Annotated in this window: 13 protein-coding genes; 5 read left to right on the forward strand and 8 right to left on the reverse strand. The window is 70.5% G+C overall.

Going from position 1 to position 15,836, the window contains the following annotated elements:
* Positions 1-127 precede the first annotated feature (127 nt).
* Positions 128-784, forward strand: coding sequence for a winged helix-turn-helix transcriptional regulator (locus ACQPWU_RS46295; RefSeq protein ID WP_433432308.1), 657 nt, complete (start codon positions 128-130; stop codon positions 782-784).
* 148 nt (positions 785-932) lie between these two features.
* Here ACQPWU_RS46295 and ACQPWU_RS46300 read toward each other — a convergent pair whose 3' ends face one another.
* From ACQPWU_RS46300 to ACQPWU_RS46330, 7 genes are read right to left on the reverse strand one after another with little or no spacing between them, the layout of a single operon-like run.
* Positions 933-2,060 carry a mandelate racemase/muconate lactonizing enzyme family protein gene (locus tag ACQPWU_RS46300; protein ID WP_433432310.1) on the reverse strand — a complete coding sequence of 376 codons (1,128 nt, stop codon included), beginning with the start codon at positions 2,058-2,060 and terminating at the stop codon, positions 933-935.
* 5 nt (positions 2,061-2,065) lie between these two features.
* Entirely contained in the window at positions 2,066-3,037 is a 972-nt protein-coding gene (locus ACQPWU_RS46305; RefSeq protein ID WP_433432312.1) for a D-2-hydroxyacid dehydrogenase, read from the reverse strand.
* Positions 3,034-4,020 carry a hydroxyacid dehydrogenase gene (locus tag ACQPWU_RS46310; RefSeq protein WP_433432314.1) on the reverse strand — a complete coding sequence of 329 codons (987 nt, stop codon included), beginning with the start codon at positions 4,018-4,020 and terminating at the stop codon, positions 3,034-3,036. The genes ACQPWU_RS46305 and ACQPWU_RS46310 overlap by 4 nt, the downstream gene beginning before the upstream one ends.
* The gene (locus ACQPWU_RS46315; protein WP_433432316.1) at positions 4,020-5,174 is read right to left on the reverse strand and encodes a hypothetical protein; all 1,155 of its coding nucleotides are present in this window, start codon (positions 5,172-5,174) and stop codon (positions 4,020-4,022) included. Before ACQPWU_RS46315 ends, ACQPWU_RS46310 begins: the two co-directional genes overlap by 1 nt.
* An 8-nt stretch (positions 5,175-5,182) precedes the next feature.
* Positions 5,183-6,037, reverse strand: coding sequence for a carbohydrate ABC transporter permease (locus ACQPWU_RS46320; protein ID WP_433432318.1), 855 nt, complete (start codon positions 6,035-6,037; stop codon positions 5,183-5,185).
* Positions 6,037-7,047: a carbohydrate ABC transporter permease gene (locus tag ACQPWU_RS46325; protein WP_433432320.1), complete on the reverse strand. Its 1,011-nt coding sequence runs from the start codon at positions 7,045-7,047 to the stop codon at positions 6,037-6,039. The genes ACQPWU_RS46320 and ACQPWU_RS46325 overlap by 1 nt, the downstream gene beginning before the upstream one ends.
* A gap of 31 nt (positions 7,048-7,078) precedes the next feature.
* Positions 7,079-8,533, reverse strand: a complete 1,455-nt coding sequence (locus ACQPWU_RS46330) for an ABC transporter substrate-binding protein (protein WP_433432322.1) — start codon at positions 8,531-8,533, stop codon at positions 7,079-7,081.
* A 293-nt stretch (positions 8,534-8,826) separates the two neighbouring features.
* Here ACQPWU_RS46330 and ACQPWU_RS46335 point away from each other — a divergent pair, with 293 nt between their 5' ends.
* Genes ACQPWU_RS46335 through ACQPWU_RS46345 form a run of 3 tightly spaced genes read left to right on the forward strand, consistent with a single transcriptional unit; the run spans position 8,827 to position 12,507 of the window.
* Positions 8,827-9,603, forward strand: coding sequence for a sugar phosphate isomerase/epimerase family protein (locus ACQPWU_RS46335; RefSeq protein WP_433432324.1), 777 nt, complete (start codon positions 8,827-8,829; stop codon positions 9,601-9,603).
* Between the two features lie 30 nt (positions 9,604-9,633).
* Entirely contained in the window at positions 9,634-10,668 is a 1,035-nt protein-coding gene (locus ACQPWU_RS46340; RefSeq protein WP_433432326.1) for a LacI family DNA-binding transcriptional regulator, read from the forward strand.
* A gap of 60 nt (positions 10,669-10,728) precedes the next feature.
* Entirely contained in the window at positions 10,729-12,507 is a 1,779-nt protein-coding gene (locus tag ACQPWU_RS46345) for a DUF2264 domain-containing protein (protein ID WP_433432328.1), read from the forward strand.
* A gap of 57 nt (positions 12,508-12,564) precedes the next feature.
* Here ACQPWU_RS46345 and ACQPWU_RS46350 read toward each other — a convergent pair whose 3' ends face one another.
* Entirely contained in the window at positions 12,565-14,313 is a 1,749-nt protein-coding gene (locus ACQPWU_RS46350; RefSeq protein WP_433432330.1) for a cellulase family glycosylhydrolase, read from the reverse strand.
* A 578-nt stretch (positions 14,314-14,891) separates the two neighbouring features.
* Between ACQPWU_RS46350 and ACQPWU_RS46355 the strand changes: the two genes are divergently transcribed.
* Entirely contained in the window at positions 14,892-15,836 is a 945-nt protein-coding gene (locus ACQPWU_RS46355; RefSeq protein WP_433432333.1) for a zinc-binding dehydrogenase, read from the forward strand.

Raw genomic sequence — 15,836 nt, forward strand, 5'->3', positions numbered from 1 at the left:
TCGTTTCACTCCTGTGGCGTGAGTGCTGGTGGCGGTGGCCGTCCCATGGCCCGGGCAAGATCACCACACCCCTACCGGCGCTGTGCTGGATATTGTCAGGCAGACTTGAGAATGTAAAGTAGTCGCCATGAGTCGGAGCTACGGCCAGTACTGCGGTCTCGCCCGGGCGCTCGATGTCGTGGGCGACCGGTGGAATCTGCTCATCGTCCGCCAGCTCCTTATCGCCCCCGCCCGCTACCGCGAGCTGCTCGATGGGCTCGGCGGCGTGGCCACGAACCTGCTCACCGACCGTCTCCGCGACCTGGAGAGCGCCGCAGTGGTCGAGCGGCGATTGGCCGAGGAGGGCAACGCCATCGTGTACGCGCTCACCCCATGGGGCGCCGAGCTGCGGGAGCCGGTTGAGAGCCTCATCCGCTGGTCCACGCCGCTCATGGCGCGCGGACCCGGCGGCGACCGCTTCCACGCCGAATGGCTCGCCGTCGGCCTCCGTGCCCTGCTCGCGGGCAGGGCCGCCGCGCACCAGGCATCGACGGTGGGGATCGCGGTCGACGGCCAGTTGCTCCAGGTGCGGGCGACGCGCTCGGGCATAGAGGTAACCCTGCATGATGGTGGCGATCTCGATGCCGTCGTGCGCGCTGACGCCCCGATCATTCTCGGGCTGGCAGCGGGTGCGCTCGCCCTCAACGACACCTATGGGCTCGTCGACATCGAAGGCGATGACGCTGCGGTACGAGCCCTCTTCAACTCCCGACGAGCCGATGCCGGAGGGTCCACTCGCATATGACCTCTCACGCCTTAACGGCGATGCGGCGACCGGTGAGTTCCGCGCCTCGCGGGCCGGGGACGGCATCTCCCTGGTCGAGGCCGTCGCATCCAGCAGCCCTCCCGCTCCTGCCGCCGATGACCATTCAGGTGCGGTCCGGCGGATGCCGTCAAAGAGCGAGCTCGCGGACCACCTCCTCGTCCACACCGATCCCCAGGCCAGGGCCGGTGGGCACGTGGGCGACGCCGTCGGCGACGGTGATGACCGGATCCGTGGCGTAGGGGCTGGTGATGAACTGCCGGCCGTTGAGGTCGACCGGCGTGTCCACGCCGAACGCCGCGAACAGGTGGAGCGAGGCGGCCAGCCCGACGTCGGACTCGGTGAGGCCGGAGCCCATGATCGCGAGGCCGCAGTCCTCGGCGAGCTGGCACTGGCGCAGAGCCAGGGTCAGCCCGCCGCAGCGCTGCACCTTGGCGACGGCGACGTCGATGGCGTCGAGCCGGACGAACGTCGCCAGGTCGCTCGGGTGGCGCAGGCTCTCGTCCACGGCCACCGGGACGGGGCTGGCGTCACGCAGGCGGCGCAGGCCGGCGATGTCGTTGGATGGCAGCGGTTGCTCGAAGACCGCGATGTCCAGGTCGGCCAGGCGCCTGGCCACCCGGAGCGCGGCGGCGGCCGTGTAGCCCTGGTTGGCGTCCACCCAGAGCACGGCGTCGGGGGCGGCGGCGCGCACGGCCTCCACGATCGCCACGTCCTCGTCCTCGGTGTGCAGGCCGAGCTTGACCTTGACGTGGCGGTAGCCGTGCGCGCGGCCCTCGGCCACCGAGTCCGCGGCCACCTCCGCCGACTCGGTGGCCACGATCCAGGCCAGCTCGATGGTGTCGCGCCTGCGCCGGCCCCACAGCTCGCCGAGGGACAGGCCGAGGCTGCGGGCGAAGGCGTCGTGGCAGGCCACGTCGACCGCCGCGCGCGCCAGCGGCATGCCGATCGAGAAGCCCTTGCTGATGGTGCGGTCGAAGGCGCGGCAGAGCCCGTCCAGGTCCCACAGCGGACGGCCGACGGCCGCCGGGGCCAGGTAGTTCTCGATGGTGGAGACGATGGACTCGGTGGTCTCGTACGTCCAGGAGGGGATCGGGGTGGCCTCGCCCCACCCGGTGGAGCCGTCGTCGGCCGTGACCTTCACCAGCACTCGGATGGCAGGACGGCCGCCCTGGACGACGGACCCGCCCGCGACGGCGAAGTCGCGCAGCGAGGGCAGGGCCACGGTGAAGGTCTCGACGCGTGCTATCCGGTTCACGTGATTCAGTACCATTCGGATTTGTCGACCAGGTTGATCAGTTCCCGCCCGTCCACGAAGCGCCGGGCGTTCTCCAGCAGTACGGCGAAGCGCCGCTCCTCGGCATGCGGCCCCACCCCCGCCACGTGCGGGGTGATGAGCACGTCGGGCCGCCGCCAGAGCGGGTGGTCGGCGGGAAGCGGTTCGGTTTCGAAGACGTCCAGGGCCGCGCCTGCCAGGCGCCCCTCGGACAGGGCGGCGGCCAGGTCGTCGAGCCGTACGGTGGGCCCGCGGCCGATGTTGACGACGTACGCCCCGGGTTTGGCCAGCGCCAGCCTCCGCGCGTCCAGGAGCCCCTCGGTGGCGGGGGTGTGCGGAACGGTCAGGATGACCAGGTCCGCCCCGGGAAGCAGGCGGTCGAGGGCGTCGGCGGGCAGCACCTCGGCGAAGCCCGGCACGGGGCCGCCGCGCCGGGCGTCCACGCCCACGACCCTGGTGCCGAACGCCGCCAGCAGCCTGCCGATCTCGGCACCGACCGCGCCCACCCCCACCACCAGGGCGGTGGCCTCGGCCAGGGAGAGCACGGCGCCGGGGTCCCAGTCGGGCGCCCAGTGCGCCCGGGCCTGTTCGCGGGCGTATCGGGGCAGGCCCCTGGCCAGCGCGAGCACGAGCGCCAGCGCGTGCGCGGCCACGTGGTCGGTGTAGGTGTCACGCATGTTGGTGACCTGCACGGGGTGCGCGACCAGGGCCGGATGGTAGAACCCCGGAGGCGGCCCGGCCTGCGGGGCCTGCAGCCAGCGCAGCCGCCCGGCGTGCGCCAGCAGGTCCGGGGGCAGCGTGCCGTAGGCGGCGTCGGCCTCCGCCAGCGCCTGTGCCGCTTCCGAAAGGGTCCCGGGCTCGAGCACGACGAGCTCCGGCACCGCCTGCTCCAGCCGGGCCCGCCAGCCGGCGGTGTCCGGATCGTGCGGCGGCAGCAGCACCAGGGTGGTGGTGCTCATGCCCTCTTCGCCAGGCCGGACTCGGTGATCTCGTACAGCAGCGGCTCTCCCGCGACGTAGCGGGCGAGCTCCTCGGCCATCGCCTGCCCGTGGCGGCGCCGCTCGTGGCCCAGGCTGCCCGCCACATGCGGGGTGACGACGATGTTGGGCATCGTGAACAGCGGCGACCCCGCGACGGGTGGTTCCGGGTCGGTGACGTCGAGGACGGCGAACAGGTCGGTCCGCCGGCCCAGTACGTCCACGAGCGCCCTCTCGTCGACGAGGCCGCCGCGCGCCGTGTTGATCAGGGTGGCATCGGGCTTCATCGACTCCAGCAGCTCGGTGCCGACAATGCGCTGCGTCTCAGGGGTGAGCGGCGAGTGCAGGCTGACCACGTCGGAGGTGGCGAACAGCTCCGACAGGCCGACGAGGCGCACGCCGAGCTGTGCGGCCTGCTCCGGATCGGCGTACGGGTCGTAGGCCTGCACGTCGAGGTGGTGATGGGCGAGCAGCCGCGCCGTGGCCCGGCCCGTGGCGCCGAGCGAGACCAGCCCGACCGTCGCGCCGTAGGCCCCGAGCTCGGGCCCGCGCGGGGCGGTGGCGGCGGCGGCGCGCGCGGCCAGCACGTAGCGCCAGCCGTGCTTGAGCGCGTAGAGGATCTGCGAGAGCGCGAACTCGGCGACCGGCTCGGCGTTGGCGGTGGCCGCCGAGGTGACCCGCACTCCCCTGGCCCACATCTCGGGGGTGACCATCGGGCGGATGGAGCCCGCGCCGTACAGCACCAGCGAGAGCTTGGGCGCGGCGGCGAGCAGTTCGGCGTCCAGCTTGGGTGCCCCCCACCCGGTCACCAGCACCTCGAGGCCGCCGAGCAGATCAGGGGTGAGCCGGTCGGCGGTGAGCGGGGGCGACGCGATGGTCAGGTGCCGCTCGATCGCCTCCCGGGCCTCGGCGCCGTAGACGTCGTCGAAGCGGTTCGGGTCCATCACGTACAGGCCGTTCAGCATTAACTCTCCTTCAAACGAGCCGCGGCTCGCACGCTGGCCAGGCGGGCGGGTGAGCCGAGCCCGGCGTGGTAGTAACGTAGCTGCCGCGCGCCCTCGGCGACGAGGTCGGCGGCCAGTGCCGGGATCCGGGCGTGGCCGTCCTCCAGCACGTTGAGGTTGGCGACGAGGGGGATGCCGGTGCGGCTCGCCGCGGCCTTCACCTGGGCCACGGCCGCCTCCTCCTGGCCCCAGCACTTGAGCACGTACGCGTCGACCGGCGCGTCGAAGGAGGCCAGGTCGATCCCCACGTCGGGGCCGGTGACCTGTGGGTCGTCGGTGGCCATGAGCAGCAGCTCGCGGCCGCCCGCCAGCGCCGACACATCGCGGACCAGGTCGGCGATGACCTGGCCGCGGTGACCGTACAGGGCCTGGGCGCGCTCGTGGCCCAGCGCGTCGCCCAGGCTCGTCCCGGCCGGGACGCCCTGCTGGAGCTCTCCGTCCACGGCCGCGCGCACGTCGCGCGCCAGCTCCTCGACGTCCAGGCCGCGCCCGGCCAGCCCGGCCCGGCAGGCCGGGCAGAGGCAGAGGGACAGCAGCGCCCTGCCGCAGGCGGACAGATGGGCGCCGGAGGTCTTCTCGTGGTGGCCGGCGTGCTCCACGCCCAGCCAGCCGCACGCCTCCAGCATCAGCGCGGGCACGTCGTACTGCTCGCAGACCTCGCGCACGAGGGTGAGCGCGTAGTCGCGGACGTCGGGCTGGGCGGGGCAGAGCGCGTAGGGGTAGGACTCGCCGTAGGCGTTCCTGACCGTCAGGTCGGGCGCCTCGCGGCCCAGCACCGAGGAGTGCGTGAGCACCAGCCAGGCCTCGGCCCGCAGCCCGGCCTCCGCCAGCGCGGACAGCGCCGCGCCGAACCTGTCCTCATCGGGCACCCCCCAGCTCGGCGGGTACGGCCGGAGCCGCCCGCGCCAGCGCTCCGGGCGCAGCCGGAAGTAGGCCGCCGCGTGGTCGGCCTGCACGATGCGGTGGCGCGGATGCCACGGGGTGACGGCCCGGACCGAGTGGTAGGCGGCCTGCAGGGTCACCGTGCTCACGCCGAGGCCGGCGATGCGCTCGGCCGCCGCGGGGTCGCCCACGATGTCCCAGGTGTAGGCGAACGCGCCGTGGCTCATCTTCAAGCGGACTGTCACCCCTTCGTGGCGCCGGCCAGGCCGCGCGTGAAATAGTTCTGGAAGAAAAGGAAGATCATCAGCATCGGCAGGAACGAGATCGTCATCCCGGCGGCGAACCCGGTCCAGTCGGTGGCGTGCTCGCCCTGGAAGGACAGCATGCCGACGGCGAGGTTCTGCAGGTCGGGCTGGCCGAGCGTGAACACCAGCGGGATGTTGAACTCGTTCCAGCTGCTGATGAACTGGAAGATGACCACCACCGCGATGACCGGTTTGGCCAGCGGGAGGATGAGGCGGAACGTCTTGAGGAAGCCGGCCCCGTCGAGCTTGGCCGCCTCGAACAGGTCGCTCGGGACGCTGGAGAAGAACCCGACGAACAGCAGGACGTAGAGCGCGCCGGCGCCGCCGGACATGGCCAGGATGACCCCGGCCCGCGTGTTCAGCAGGCCGAGGTTCTCGATCAGCACGAACTGCGGGACGATGATCGAGGCGACCGGGATGAACAGTGTCCCCACGATCATCCGGTAGAGCAGGGTACGGCCGGGGAACTCGTACCTGGCCAGCACATAGCCGCACAATGCCGCCTTGACCAGCTCGACGAGGGTCGAGGCGACCGAGTAGAGCACCGTGTTGAAGAAGTATCCGGAGAACCCGGCGTTGACCCAGGCCCGTACGAAGTTGTCGAAGTTCAGCTGGTCGGGCATGAGGCTCGCGCCGCTGGTGAACATCCCGGCCTGGGTCTTGAACGCGGCCGAGATCGTCCACAGGAAGGGATAGACCCACACGAGCCCGACGACCAGCAGGATCGGCAGGGCGATGAGGTTGGCCCGCACGGCGTGGCTGCGCCTGGTGGGCTGAGCGGTCGTCGCCATCAGACGCCGTACTCCTTCCTGAGCCGCTGTGCCCGGCGGACCGCGAGGCCCTGGGCGGAGACCAGGACGAAGGCGATGACGGAGAACAGCAGCGCCGCGGCCGAGGCGTAGCCGTAGGCGAATGGCACCGAGCCGAAGGCGTTCTGGTAGATGAAGTAGGACACCACGTAGGTGCTGGTGCCGGGCCCGCCCGCGGTGAGCGTGACGACCAGCCCGAAGACGTGCATGGCGTTCACGATGCCGAGCAGGGTGATGATCACGGCGACGGGCCTGATCATCGGCAGCGTGATGCGGGTGAGCTTCTTCCACTCCCCCGCGCCGTCGATGGCGGCCGCCTCGTAGACCTCCTCCGGCACGTTCTGCAGCGCCGCGATCCAGTAGATCATGTACTGGCCGAAGATCTGCCAGATGGAGACGAGCACGAGCACGAGCAGCGCGCTCCACCGGTTGGCGAACACGTCGAACCCCTGGTCGACCAGGCCGAGGTCGCGCAGGATCGCATTCAGCGCGCCGTTGGACGGGTTGAGCAGGTAGGTGAAGACCAGGCCTGCCATGGCGACGGGGATGATGAGCGGCGCGAAGAACATGGTCCGGAAGAACCGTTTGCCCCGCAGCCACTTGCGGGTGAGCACGATCGCCGCCAGCAGCGAGATCGGGAGCTTGATGGCGGTCGTCAGCAGGGCGAAGATCAGCGTGTTGACGACCGAGAGCCAGAACAGCGGGTCGGCCAGGATCGAGCCGTAGTTGCCGGCCCCGACGAAGTGGTCGATCGGGCCGATGCCCGACCAGTCGAAGAAGGAGTAGTAGATCGTCGCGACCAGCGGCCAGATGGTGAAGCCGAGGTAGAGCAGGAGGAAGGGAGCCAGGAAGACGACCAGCCAGACCCTCTCGAAGCCGCGGACGCGCTCGCGGGAGTGATCGACGCGTTCGGGCACACGCTCGGCGGGCGACCGGTCCCTGTCCGCCACCCTCTCCCTGCCGGGAGCGGGGGCGGTGCCGGTGGTTGTCATTGAGGTCCTCACGAAGGAGAAGGCCGTCCGGTCAGTTGCGGTACTTGTCCGAGGTGTAGTCCTTGGTGTACTCCCAGTCGGGGAAGGTGTAGCAGTCCATCGACACCTTCAGGCCACTGGCCGCCTCCTGCTTGAGACCTTCCTCCAGGGCGGCCTGCCGCTGCTTGACGATGCCGGCGGCCGCGGACTCCAGAGGCTGGCCGCTGGTCAGCGCCTGGCCCATGGCCTCCCACTCCCCGTCGGGGTTCTTGGCCAGCGCGTTGACGTACGCCTTGGACTTGGCGATGTCGGGGCACTTGAGCAGCGGCACGGGAAGCTGGACCCGGTAGCCCGGCGACGCGCCGATCTGCATGATCTGCCGGAGGGCCGGGTCGGTGACCATCTTCTGGTTGTCGACGTAGGCCAGCGTGCCGAAGGCGTTCTTGTAGTACTGCTTGACGAAGTAGCCGTTGGGGTCGGTCATCCACTGGATGAACGTCCACATGGCGTCGGGATGCTTGGTCTGCGAGCTGACCCAGTACTTGCTGGTGTCGTACTTGCGGCCGCCCGCGCCGGTCTGCCCGCCGTCCGGGTTGACGCGCGGCGCCACCACGTACTTGTCGCTGCCGAAGCCCTGGCTGGCCCACACGCTCGGCAGCCAGGTGCCGTCGAACATGATGCCGGCCTGGTTGGCGGCGAACTGCTGGCGGGAGAAGTTCTTGTCGTTGGTGCCCGGCGCCAGGTACCCGGCCTTCTTGAGCTCCTGGATGAAGGCGAAGGTCTTCAGCTGCCCGGGCTCGGTCAGGTCGAACTTGCCCGTCTTGTAGTCGAAGAACTCGTCCGTCGAGACGCTGCTGATCAGCCCGAACCAGATCCGCTGCATGTCCACGCCCTTGGTGGGGGCGGCGATGCACTCCGCCTTGGTCTTGGCCTTGATCTGCGCGCAGGCTTTCTTGAGGTCGGTCCAGGTCTTGGGCGGGTTGTTGACGTCCAGCCCGGCCTGCTGGAAGACCTGCTTGTTGAGGAACATGTAGCCGGAGCCCCAGTACAGGTTCTCCGAGAACGGGAAGCCGTACGTCTTCCCGTCCTGCATGTTGATGCCTTCCAGGAAGGACCCGTCCGGCCAGCGCTTGGTGAAGTCGGCGGGGACGGTCCCGCTCGGGCTGAGCGGGCTGACCCACTTCTGGTCCAGCAACTGGGACAGCCCGGTCGCGTTCCAGTAGAACATGTCCGGCGCCTGGTTGCTCTGGAAGGCCAGGGGCAGGGTCTTCATGTAGTCGGCCTGGGTGATCGAGCGCCACTCGATCTTGATGCCGGGATGTTCCTTGGCGAACTGCGCGCCGACGTCCTTGTGGAAGTTCACCTGTTCGGCGGAGAAGTCCCAGATCTGCAGCGTGGTCTGCGAGCCACCTCCACTGCTGTTGCTCGAAGTACCGCAGGCCGCCACGAGCAGTGACGCCACGGCTGCCGTGATCATCGCGGCGGTGCCAGGCCGGTGAGGTTTCATGGAGCCCTCCAAGAGAGGCGGAGGCCAGAGGGGCGCTCGGGCATCCGGTAAGCGCTTGCCCGAGGGTGGGTCGAGAGTAACCCGGCTCATAACCCGATTCAAGGCTTGTGAGAAAGCGTTTTCAGATCCATGCTCGATCGTGAAGAGTGGCCCGTCGACGCCCTCCACGGCCCGTCGGTGCCCGACATATGCGCGTTATCCTGGTATTTCTTGGCGGCATCGCGCCGAGAAGACCATGGAAGAGTTGCGACGATCGGCTCTTCGGACAAGCGCTTTCTGACTTAGGAGTACGTGTGCGCCTGCTCGCCTTCACCAAGCCCTTCGGCCCCATCGACGCAGCCCGGCTGGCCGAGGCCGTGGCCTCGGTGGGCGCCGAGGGGGCGGATCTCGTCGTGCGCGAGGGGCAGACGGTCAGCCCCGCCGACCCCGGCGGCATCGCCGTCGTCGCCGCGGAGCTCGAGCGCCGCGGGCTCACCCTCGACGTGGTCACCACCGACCTGCTCGACACCGGCGCGGACGCCGAACGGATCATCGCGGCCTGCGGCGAGAGCGGCGTCCCCCTCGTGCGGGTGGGCTTCTACCGCTACGACCCCGCCGCCGGATACCGCCGCCAGCTGGAGGAGTCCAGGGCCGCGCTGTCCCGCCTGGCCGGCCTCGCCGCCCGGCACGGCGTGCAGCTGGCGCTCCAGCTGCATCACGGTACGATCCATCCGTCCGCCTCGCTCGCCCTCGCACTCGCAGGCGACCTGAGGGACGTGCGCTTCTACGCCGACCCCGGCAACCAGGCCAAGGAGGGCAGCGAGGCATGGGCGCTCAACGTCGAGCTGCTGGGCGATCGGATGGCCTGCATGGGAGTGAAGAACGCCGTCTGGCGATCGGCCGCGGACGGCTGGGTGTGCGAGTGGCAACCGTTCGCGGACGGTGGCGTGGTCCGCTGGCCGGAGATCATCTCCGGGCTGCGCGCACGCGGCTACACCGGGCTGCTGTCGCTGCACGTCCACTACCCGGCGGCCGACCCGGCGGCGGCCGTACGGAGAGATCTGGATCATCTGCGCGAGCTGCTCGGCTGACGGGCGCTCCACGGGGGGTAGGAGGAGCAGGTGCGGAATCTGCGGCAGGGCCGCCCGGCACGGGTGACGATCAGCGACGTCGGGGCGGCGGCGGGGGTGTCGGCCTCGACGGTCTCCCGAGTGCTCAACGGCACGGCCAAGGTCGACCCTTCGCTGGCGGCGCGCGTCCACGACGCGGTCAGGCAGCTGGGCTACCGGCCCAACGCCGCGGCGCAGGGGCTCGCCCGCGGGGAGTGGGGCACCATCGGCGTGCTGGTCCCCGACCTGGCCAACCCCTATTTTCCCGAGGTGCTCAAGGCCGTGTCGGCCGTGGCCCGCTCCCACGGGCGCCGCGTCATGGTCATGGAGTCGGACGAGGACCCCTCGGTCGAGCACGACCTGGTCGAGGACCTGATGCGCAGCTGCGACGGGGTGCTGCTCTGCTCTCCCCGCATGGAGCGCTCCGACCTGGTCGTCCTGACCGCCCGGGACCACCCGCTCGTCCTGCTCGACCGGATAGTCCCCGGCATCGCCGCGCCCGCCGTCTCCGCCGACTTCTTCGGCGGGATGATGCTGATCTGCGGCCACCTGGCGCAGCTGGGCCACCGCCGGGTCGCCTACCTGAGCGGGCCCGAGGTGTCCTGGGCCAACTCCGAGCGGATCAGGGCGTTGGAGGCGGCCAAGGCGTTCGGCATCTCCGTCACGATCCTGCCGTGCGGGCCCACCAGCCGCTGCGGGTACGAGGCCGCCGCCGAGGTGCCCGGCACCGGCGCCACCGCGCTCACCACCTACAACGACCTGGTGGCCCTGGGGGCGGTGACCCGGATGCGCGAGCTCGGGGTGCGGGTTCCCGAGGAGTTGTCGGTGGTCGGGTTCGACGACATCGAGCTGGACCACGTGGCGCACACGAGCCTGACCACGGTGTCGGTGCCCCGGGGACAGCTCGGCAAGCAGGCGGCCGAGATGCTGGAGGCCCTCATGACCGAGGGGCACGACGGGGAGCCGGTGTATCTGCCGATGGAGCTGCACGTCCGTGACAGCACCGCACCACCCCGGGTGACAGTACCGTCGGCTGTTGACAAGTGAGGGCGGCCGCGGGAACCCTGTCTATCTGAAAGCGCTTTCCCAACGGATGAGAGTGAGCCTGTGGACACCGACGACCGCGCAGGACGGCCTGGCAGCGACCGAGACGACCTGCGGCGTCAGGTCCTGGACCTGGTCGCGCCGCTGATCTCCCGGTTCAGCCCGGGCGGGGGGCGGCTGCGGCTGGGGTTCAACACGGCGCACTACGACCAGGCGGCCGCCGAGCTGGAAGCGTTCGCGCGTCCGCTGTGGGGGCTGGCGCCGCTGGCGGCCGGCGGCGGGGCGTTCGATCACTGGGAGCTCTGGCGCGCCGGGCTCGCCGCCGGGACCGACCCCGAGCACCCCGACTACTGGGGCGCGGCCTTCGACCGCAACCAGCGGCTGGTCGAGACCGCCGCCATCGGCCTGGCGCTCGCCCTGGCCCCCGGGCAGATCTGGGACCCGCTGACCGGCCGGCAGCGCGACACGGTGGCCGCCTGGCTGCGGCACTCGGTCACCGTCGAGCCGAACGACAACAACTGGCTGTTCTTCCCTGTCATGGTGGGGCTCGGGCTCGACCGCGTCGGGGTCTCGCACGACCACGACGCCAACACGGCCAGGCTCGACCGGCTGGAGCAGTTCGACCTCGGACGCGGGTGGTACTCCGACGGGCCCAAGTGGCAGCGCGACTACTACATCCCGTTCGCCATGCACTACTACGGCCTCATCTACGCGGCGCTCGGCGACGACCCGGGCAGGGCCGAGCGCTTCCGCGAGCGGGCCGCGCTGTTCGCCCAGGACTTCCAGCACTGGTTCACCAGCGAGGGGGTCGCCGTCCCGTTCGGCAGGAGCCTGACCTACCGCTTCGCGCAGTCGGCGTTCTGGGGAGCGCTGGCCTTCGCCGGGGTCGAGGCGCTGCCCTGGGAGGTGACCAAGGGGCACCTGCTGCGGAACGTGTCCTGGTGGGCCCGACAGCCCATCCGCGACACCGCCGGGCTGCTCACCATCGGCTACGGCTACCCCCAGCCGCACATGGCCGAGCAGTACAACGCGCCCGGCTCGCCGTACTGGGCCATGAAGGCGTTCCTGCCGCTCGCCCTGCCCGCGGACCACCCGTTCTGGGCCGCCAAGGAGGCCGAGGCGCCCCCGCTGCCCGAGGTCAGCACCCAGCCGGAGGCAGGCGTGGCACTGATGCGCTGCGAGGAGGGACGGCACGTGGTGATGCTGAGCGCGGGGCAGCACGCCCCGTGGGCGCGTCATGGCGCGGCCAAGTACGCCAAGTTCGCCTACTCCACGCGTTTCGGCTTCAGCGTGCCCGCCGGGACACTGGGGCTCGAGCAGGGCGCCTTCGACAGCACGCTGGCGCTCAGCGAGGACGGCGAGCACTGGCGGCCGTGCGAGCTGCCGCACGACGCCTCCGCCTCCGACGGTGTGCTGCACGCGCGCTGGACGCCCTGGGACGACGTGGAGATCGAGACCTGGCTGGTGGCGCTGCCCCCGTGGCACGTGCGGGTGCACCGGATCAGGACCGGGCGGGCGCTGCGCACGGCCGAGGGCGCCTTCGCGGTCGACCGGGACCGGCCGCCCACCAGGGTCGACACCGGCCCCGGCCGGGCCAGGCTCGACTCGCCGCACGGCCTGTGCGTGATCGAGGACCTGTCCGGCCGGCGGGAGGGAGCCCTCGTCACGGCCCTGCCCGGCACCAACGTGTTCGCCCCGCGCACCACGATCCCCACGCTGAAGGGCGACCTGCCGCCCGGCGAGCACCTGCTGGCCTGCGCGGTCATCGGCCTGGAGGCCGCGGGCGGGTGGCCGGAGCCTCCCGCGTGGGAGTCCGTCGAGTCTCTGCTCGGCCTGGGGTGATCACTGTTCCGGGTGCGGGAGCCGGGCCCGCCAGGTGACAGGCCCGGCCCCGTGGTTCTAGGAGAGTGGATTCTGGGCGAGCAGATGTGCCTTGAAACCCTCGCCGTAGGTGCTGGTCGGGGTGCCGTTGTAGTCGGTGATGAGCACGTTGCCCTGGCTGCAGCCCCACGGGTTCCAGGTCCAGGCGGTGTATCCGACGCCGTGTGTGTCGGCCCACGCCATCACCTGGTCGATGTAGTCGTGAGCGCAGGAGTTCTGGCCGATCTCACCGGCGTGCACGGGCACCTGCGCCGCGACGGCACCGACCTGGCTGTCCCAGCAGGAGGTGTTGGAGCAGCTGTTGAAGTTGTACGTGTGCCAGGCGGCCATCAGGTTGCCGGCCGGGTCGTTCGGCTTGTAGGTCAGCCACTGGCTCAGGTCGTTGGACCAGGCCAGGCCGCCGAGCATGATCACGTTGGTCGCGCCGGTGGCACGTACCGTGTTCACCAGTGACTGCATGCCTGCCACCTGGTAGCCGATGCCGGTGCAGGTGCCGCCGTCGCGCCAGCAGGTCCAGCCGGCGGTCGCGTTCCAGTTGGCGGCGGCGTCCGGGTAGGGCTCGTTGAACAGGTCGAAGACGACCGCGTTGTTGCCCTTGAAGGCGTTGGCCACGCCGGTCCAGAACGTCGGCGCGTACTGGGCGTCGGGCATCGGCTTCTGGCAGGTCGCCGCGGTGTCCGAGCAGCCGGCGCCCTGACCGGTGTACTGACCGTAGTTCCAGTGCATCTCCACGATCGGCGTGATGCCGTTGGCGACCAGGAGGTTCACGTAGTCCTTGACGTTCTGCTGGTACGCCGCGCCGCTGGGCGAGCCGTTGGTGCCGATCCAGCATTCCTCGTTCAGCGGGATGCGGACCGCGTGGATGTTCCAGGCCTTCATCGCATTGACCGAGGCCTGGTCCACCGGGCCGCTGTCCCACATGCCCTTGCCCTGCACGCAGGCGAACTCGCCGCTGGCCCGGTTGACGCCGAGCAGACGGTAGGTGGCACCGCTGGAGGTGAGCAGCCGGTTCCCGGAGACGTGCAGAGCGGGTGCCGCGCCACCGGTGCCGCCGTCGTTGTCGGCCTCGGTGGCGCTCACGGTGACGGAGGCCAGGCCGGAGGAGGCGACGGTGATCGCCCGGGTGCCGTTGGTGCTGTCGGAGTCCTCCGCGGCGCGGAGGGTCACGGTCTGCGGGGTGCTCCAGTTGGACGTGGTGAAGGTCAGGCCGGCACCGCCGCTCACGGTGATGTCGCTGTCACCGGTGCCCGCGGTGCTGGTGACCGTCACGTTGCCGGACGGCTGGGACTGCAGGCGGACCGTGTAGGTGCCGGTCCCGCCCTCGGGCACGCTCACGCCGGCAGGGGAGACCACCAGGGCCTGCTGCGTCCCTCCGGAACCGTTGCCGGAGCACGAGACGCTGGGCGGGTTGTTGTTGACGCCGCCGGTGTAGGTGCCGTTGAAGCCGACGGTCCAGGTCGCCCCGGTGCCCTTGGCCGCGTTGTAGGAGACCGGGTTGATGGTGATGACCGCACCCGCCGGCGTGGGCGTCGCAGGGGTGGGCGCGCCGTCCCACATCTGGGTGATCACCTGATTGTTGGGGAAGTCGAAGCTCAGCGCCCAAGTGGTCAACGGGTCACCGGTGTTGGTCGCCGTGATGGTGCCGCCGAACGCGCTGCCGCTGTCCCAGCTCTTGGAATAGGTGGCGGAACACGACACGGCGGCGTCGGCGGCGGTCTGGACGGTTGCGAGCCCGAATCCGGCGAGCAGGACGGCAAATGTGGCCATCAACGCTCTGCGCCACGAGCTCCGGTGGTTTGGCATGAGAGTTTCTCCGTGTCGAAACCGATGCGATACACCGCTTTTCTCGAAGCGGCCGAGCAGCACTTTTGGGAGCGCTCCCAGAAGGTCTCGCGGCTCCATATGCTTCGCAAGAGCGCCCCAGCGGCCGCAAGCGTGGCAACCACGCTGACCTTGGACGAGGCCTCGGACGCTGGTGAAACTTTCACCTGGGTTCGCGGCCGCGCCGGAATGCCATCACCAATATCGATATCAACCGCACCCGATTCCATAACACAGAGTGACATTCCGTGTTGCGGAATAGAGGGCCGGAACGCTCCCCCCGGCATACCGAAGTGCCTTGGGCCCCAGCTCACCGTAGTCCGCCCCGCACGAGCTCAGACAGCCCTCACTCGTGCGCTCCGCGGACCGTGAGGCATGCCCACTCCCCGGACCTCTTGACACACTCTTCGCCGCAGTGATCTGCTATCGCCAGTTCGGAATGTCGTTCTGCAATACGGAATGATAGGCAATCAGGGAGAACGGAGCCCCATGGAACGCGCGCATTCGACGGGCGGAGATCCGCGGTGAAGGCTCTCGTCTTCACCGGGCCGGGTGTGGTTGAGCCGCAGGACGTGCCCGAGCCCGAGGTCGGCCGGGACGAGGTCCTCGTGCACGTGGTCACGTCCGGGATCTGCGGCAGCGAGCTGCACGGCGTCAAGACCCCGGGGTTCCGGGTGCCGCCGCTGGTGATGGGGCACGAGTTCGCCGGTCGCACCGATGACGGGCAGGCGGTGACGGTCAACCCCATCCTGTCCTGCGGTGCGTGCGACGTGTGCGCGGCCGGGCTGCGCAACGTCTGCAGGAACCGGCGGATCATCGGAGTGCACCGGCCCGGCGCCTTCGCCGAGCGCGTCGCGGTGCCCGCCGGCGCCGTGGTGCCGCTGCCCGGAGGGCTCGGCTGGACCGCCGCGGGCGTCGTCGAGCCCGCCGCCAACTCCGTGCACGCCTGGCGGCTGGCCGGGCGTCCGGCGGGGGCCAGGGTCGGCGTGATCGGCGCCGGTGCGATCGGGCTGACCTGCCTGCAGGTCGCGCTCTCCGGCGGCGCGGCCTCGGTCGAGGTCGCCGACCGCGCGCCGGATCGGCTGGAGATCGCCACCCGGCTCGGAGCCCGGGCGGTGGGTCCCGAGCTGACCAGCGAGTACGACGTCATCTTCGACGCGGTGGGCGCCGCCGCCACACACGAGCAGTCGCTGGCCCGCCTGCGCCCCGGCGGCGTGGCGGTCTGGCTCGGCCTGGCCGACCACGTGGCCGGCTACGACGCGGCCGACCTGGTACGCGGTGAGAAGCGCGTGCTGGGCTCCTTCGCCTACGACGACGCCGACTTCGCCGGCGCCCTCGACCTGGTCGCCCGATGGGACCTGAGCTGGGTCGAGACCTTCCCCCTCGACGAGGGCGCGGCCGTATTCACCGCGCTGATGAACGGCCGCTCCACCCCCGTCAAGGCCCTGCTGACCCCGGAAGCGAGGTAA

It is taken from the genome of Nonomuraea sp. CA-141351, assembly GCF_050944675.1.
In the GTDB taxonomy this organism is placed as follows: domain Bacteria; phylum Actinomycetota; class Actinomycetes; order Streptosporangiales; family Streptosporangiaceae; genus Nonomuraea.

What these genes read in the sequence shown, in the direction of transcription:
- ACQPWU_RS46295 (WP_433432308.1), top strand. Translation starts at nt 128, where the DNA reads ATGAGTCGGAGCTACGGCCAGTACTGCGGTCTCGCCCGGGCGCTCGAT.
- ACQPWU_RS46330 (WP_433432322.1), bottom strand. Translation starts at nt 8,533, where the DNA reads ATGAAACCTCACCGGCCTGGCACCGCCGCGATGATCACGGCAGCCGTG.
- ACQPWU_RS46305 (WP_433432312.1), bottom strand. Translation starts at nt 3,037, where the DNA reads ATGAGCACCACCACCCTGGTGCTGCTGCCGCCGCACGATCCGGACACC.
- ACQPWU_RS46325 (WP_433432320.1), bottom strand. Translation starts at nt 7,047, where the DNA reads ATGACAACCACCGGCACCGCCCCCGCTCCCGGCAGGGAGAGGGTGGCG.
- ACQPWU_RS46350 (WP_433432330.1), bottom strand. Translation starts at nt 14,313, where the DNA reads ATGGCCACATTTGCCGTCCTGCTCGCCGGATTCGGGCTCGCAACCGTC.
- ACQPWU_RS46320 (WP_433432318.1), bottom strand. Translation starts at nt 6,037, where the DNA reads ATGGCGACGACCGCTCAGCCCACCAGGCGCAGCCACGCCGTGCGGGCC.
- ACQPWU_RS46310 (WP_433432314.1), bottom strand. Translation starts at nt 4,020, where the DNA reads ATGCTGAACGGCCTGTACGTGATGGACCCGAACCGCTTCGACGACGTC.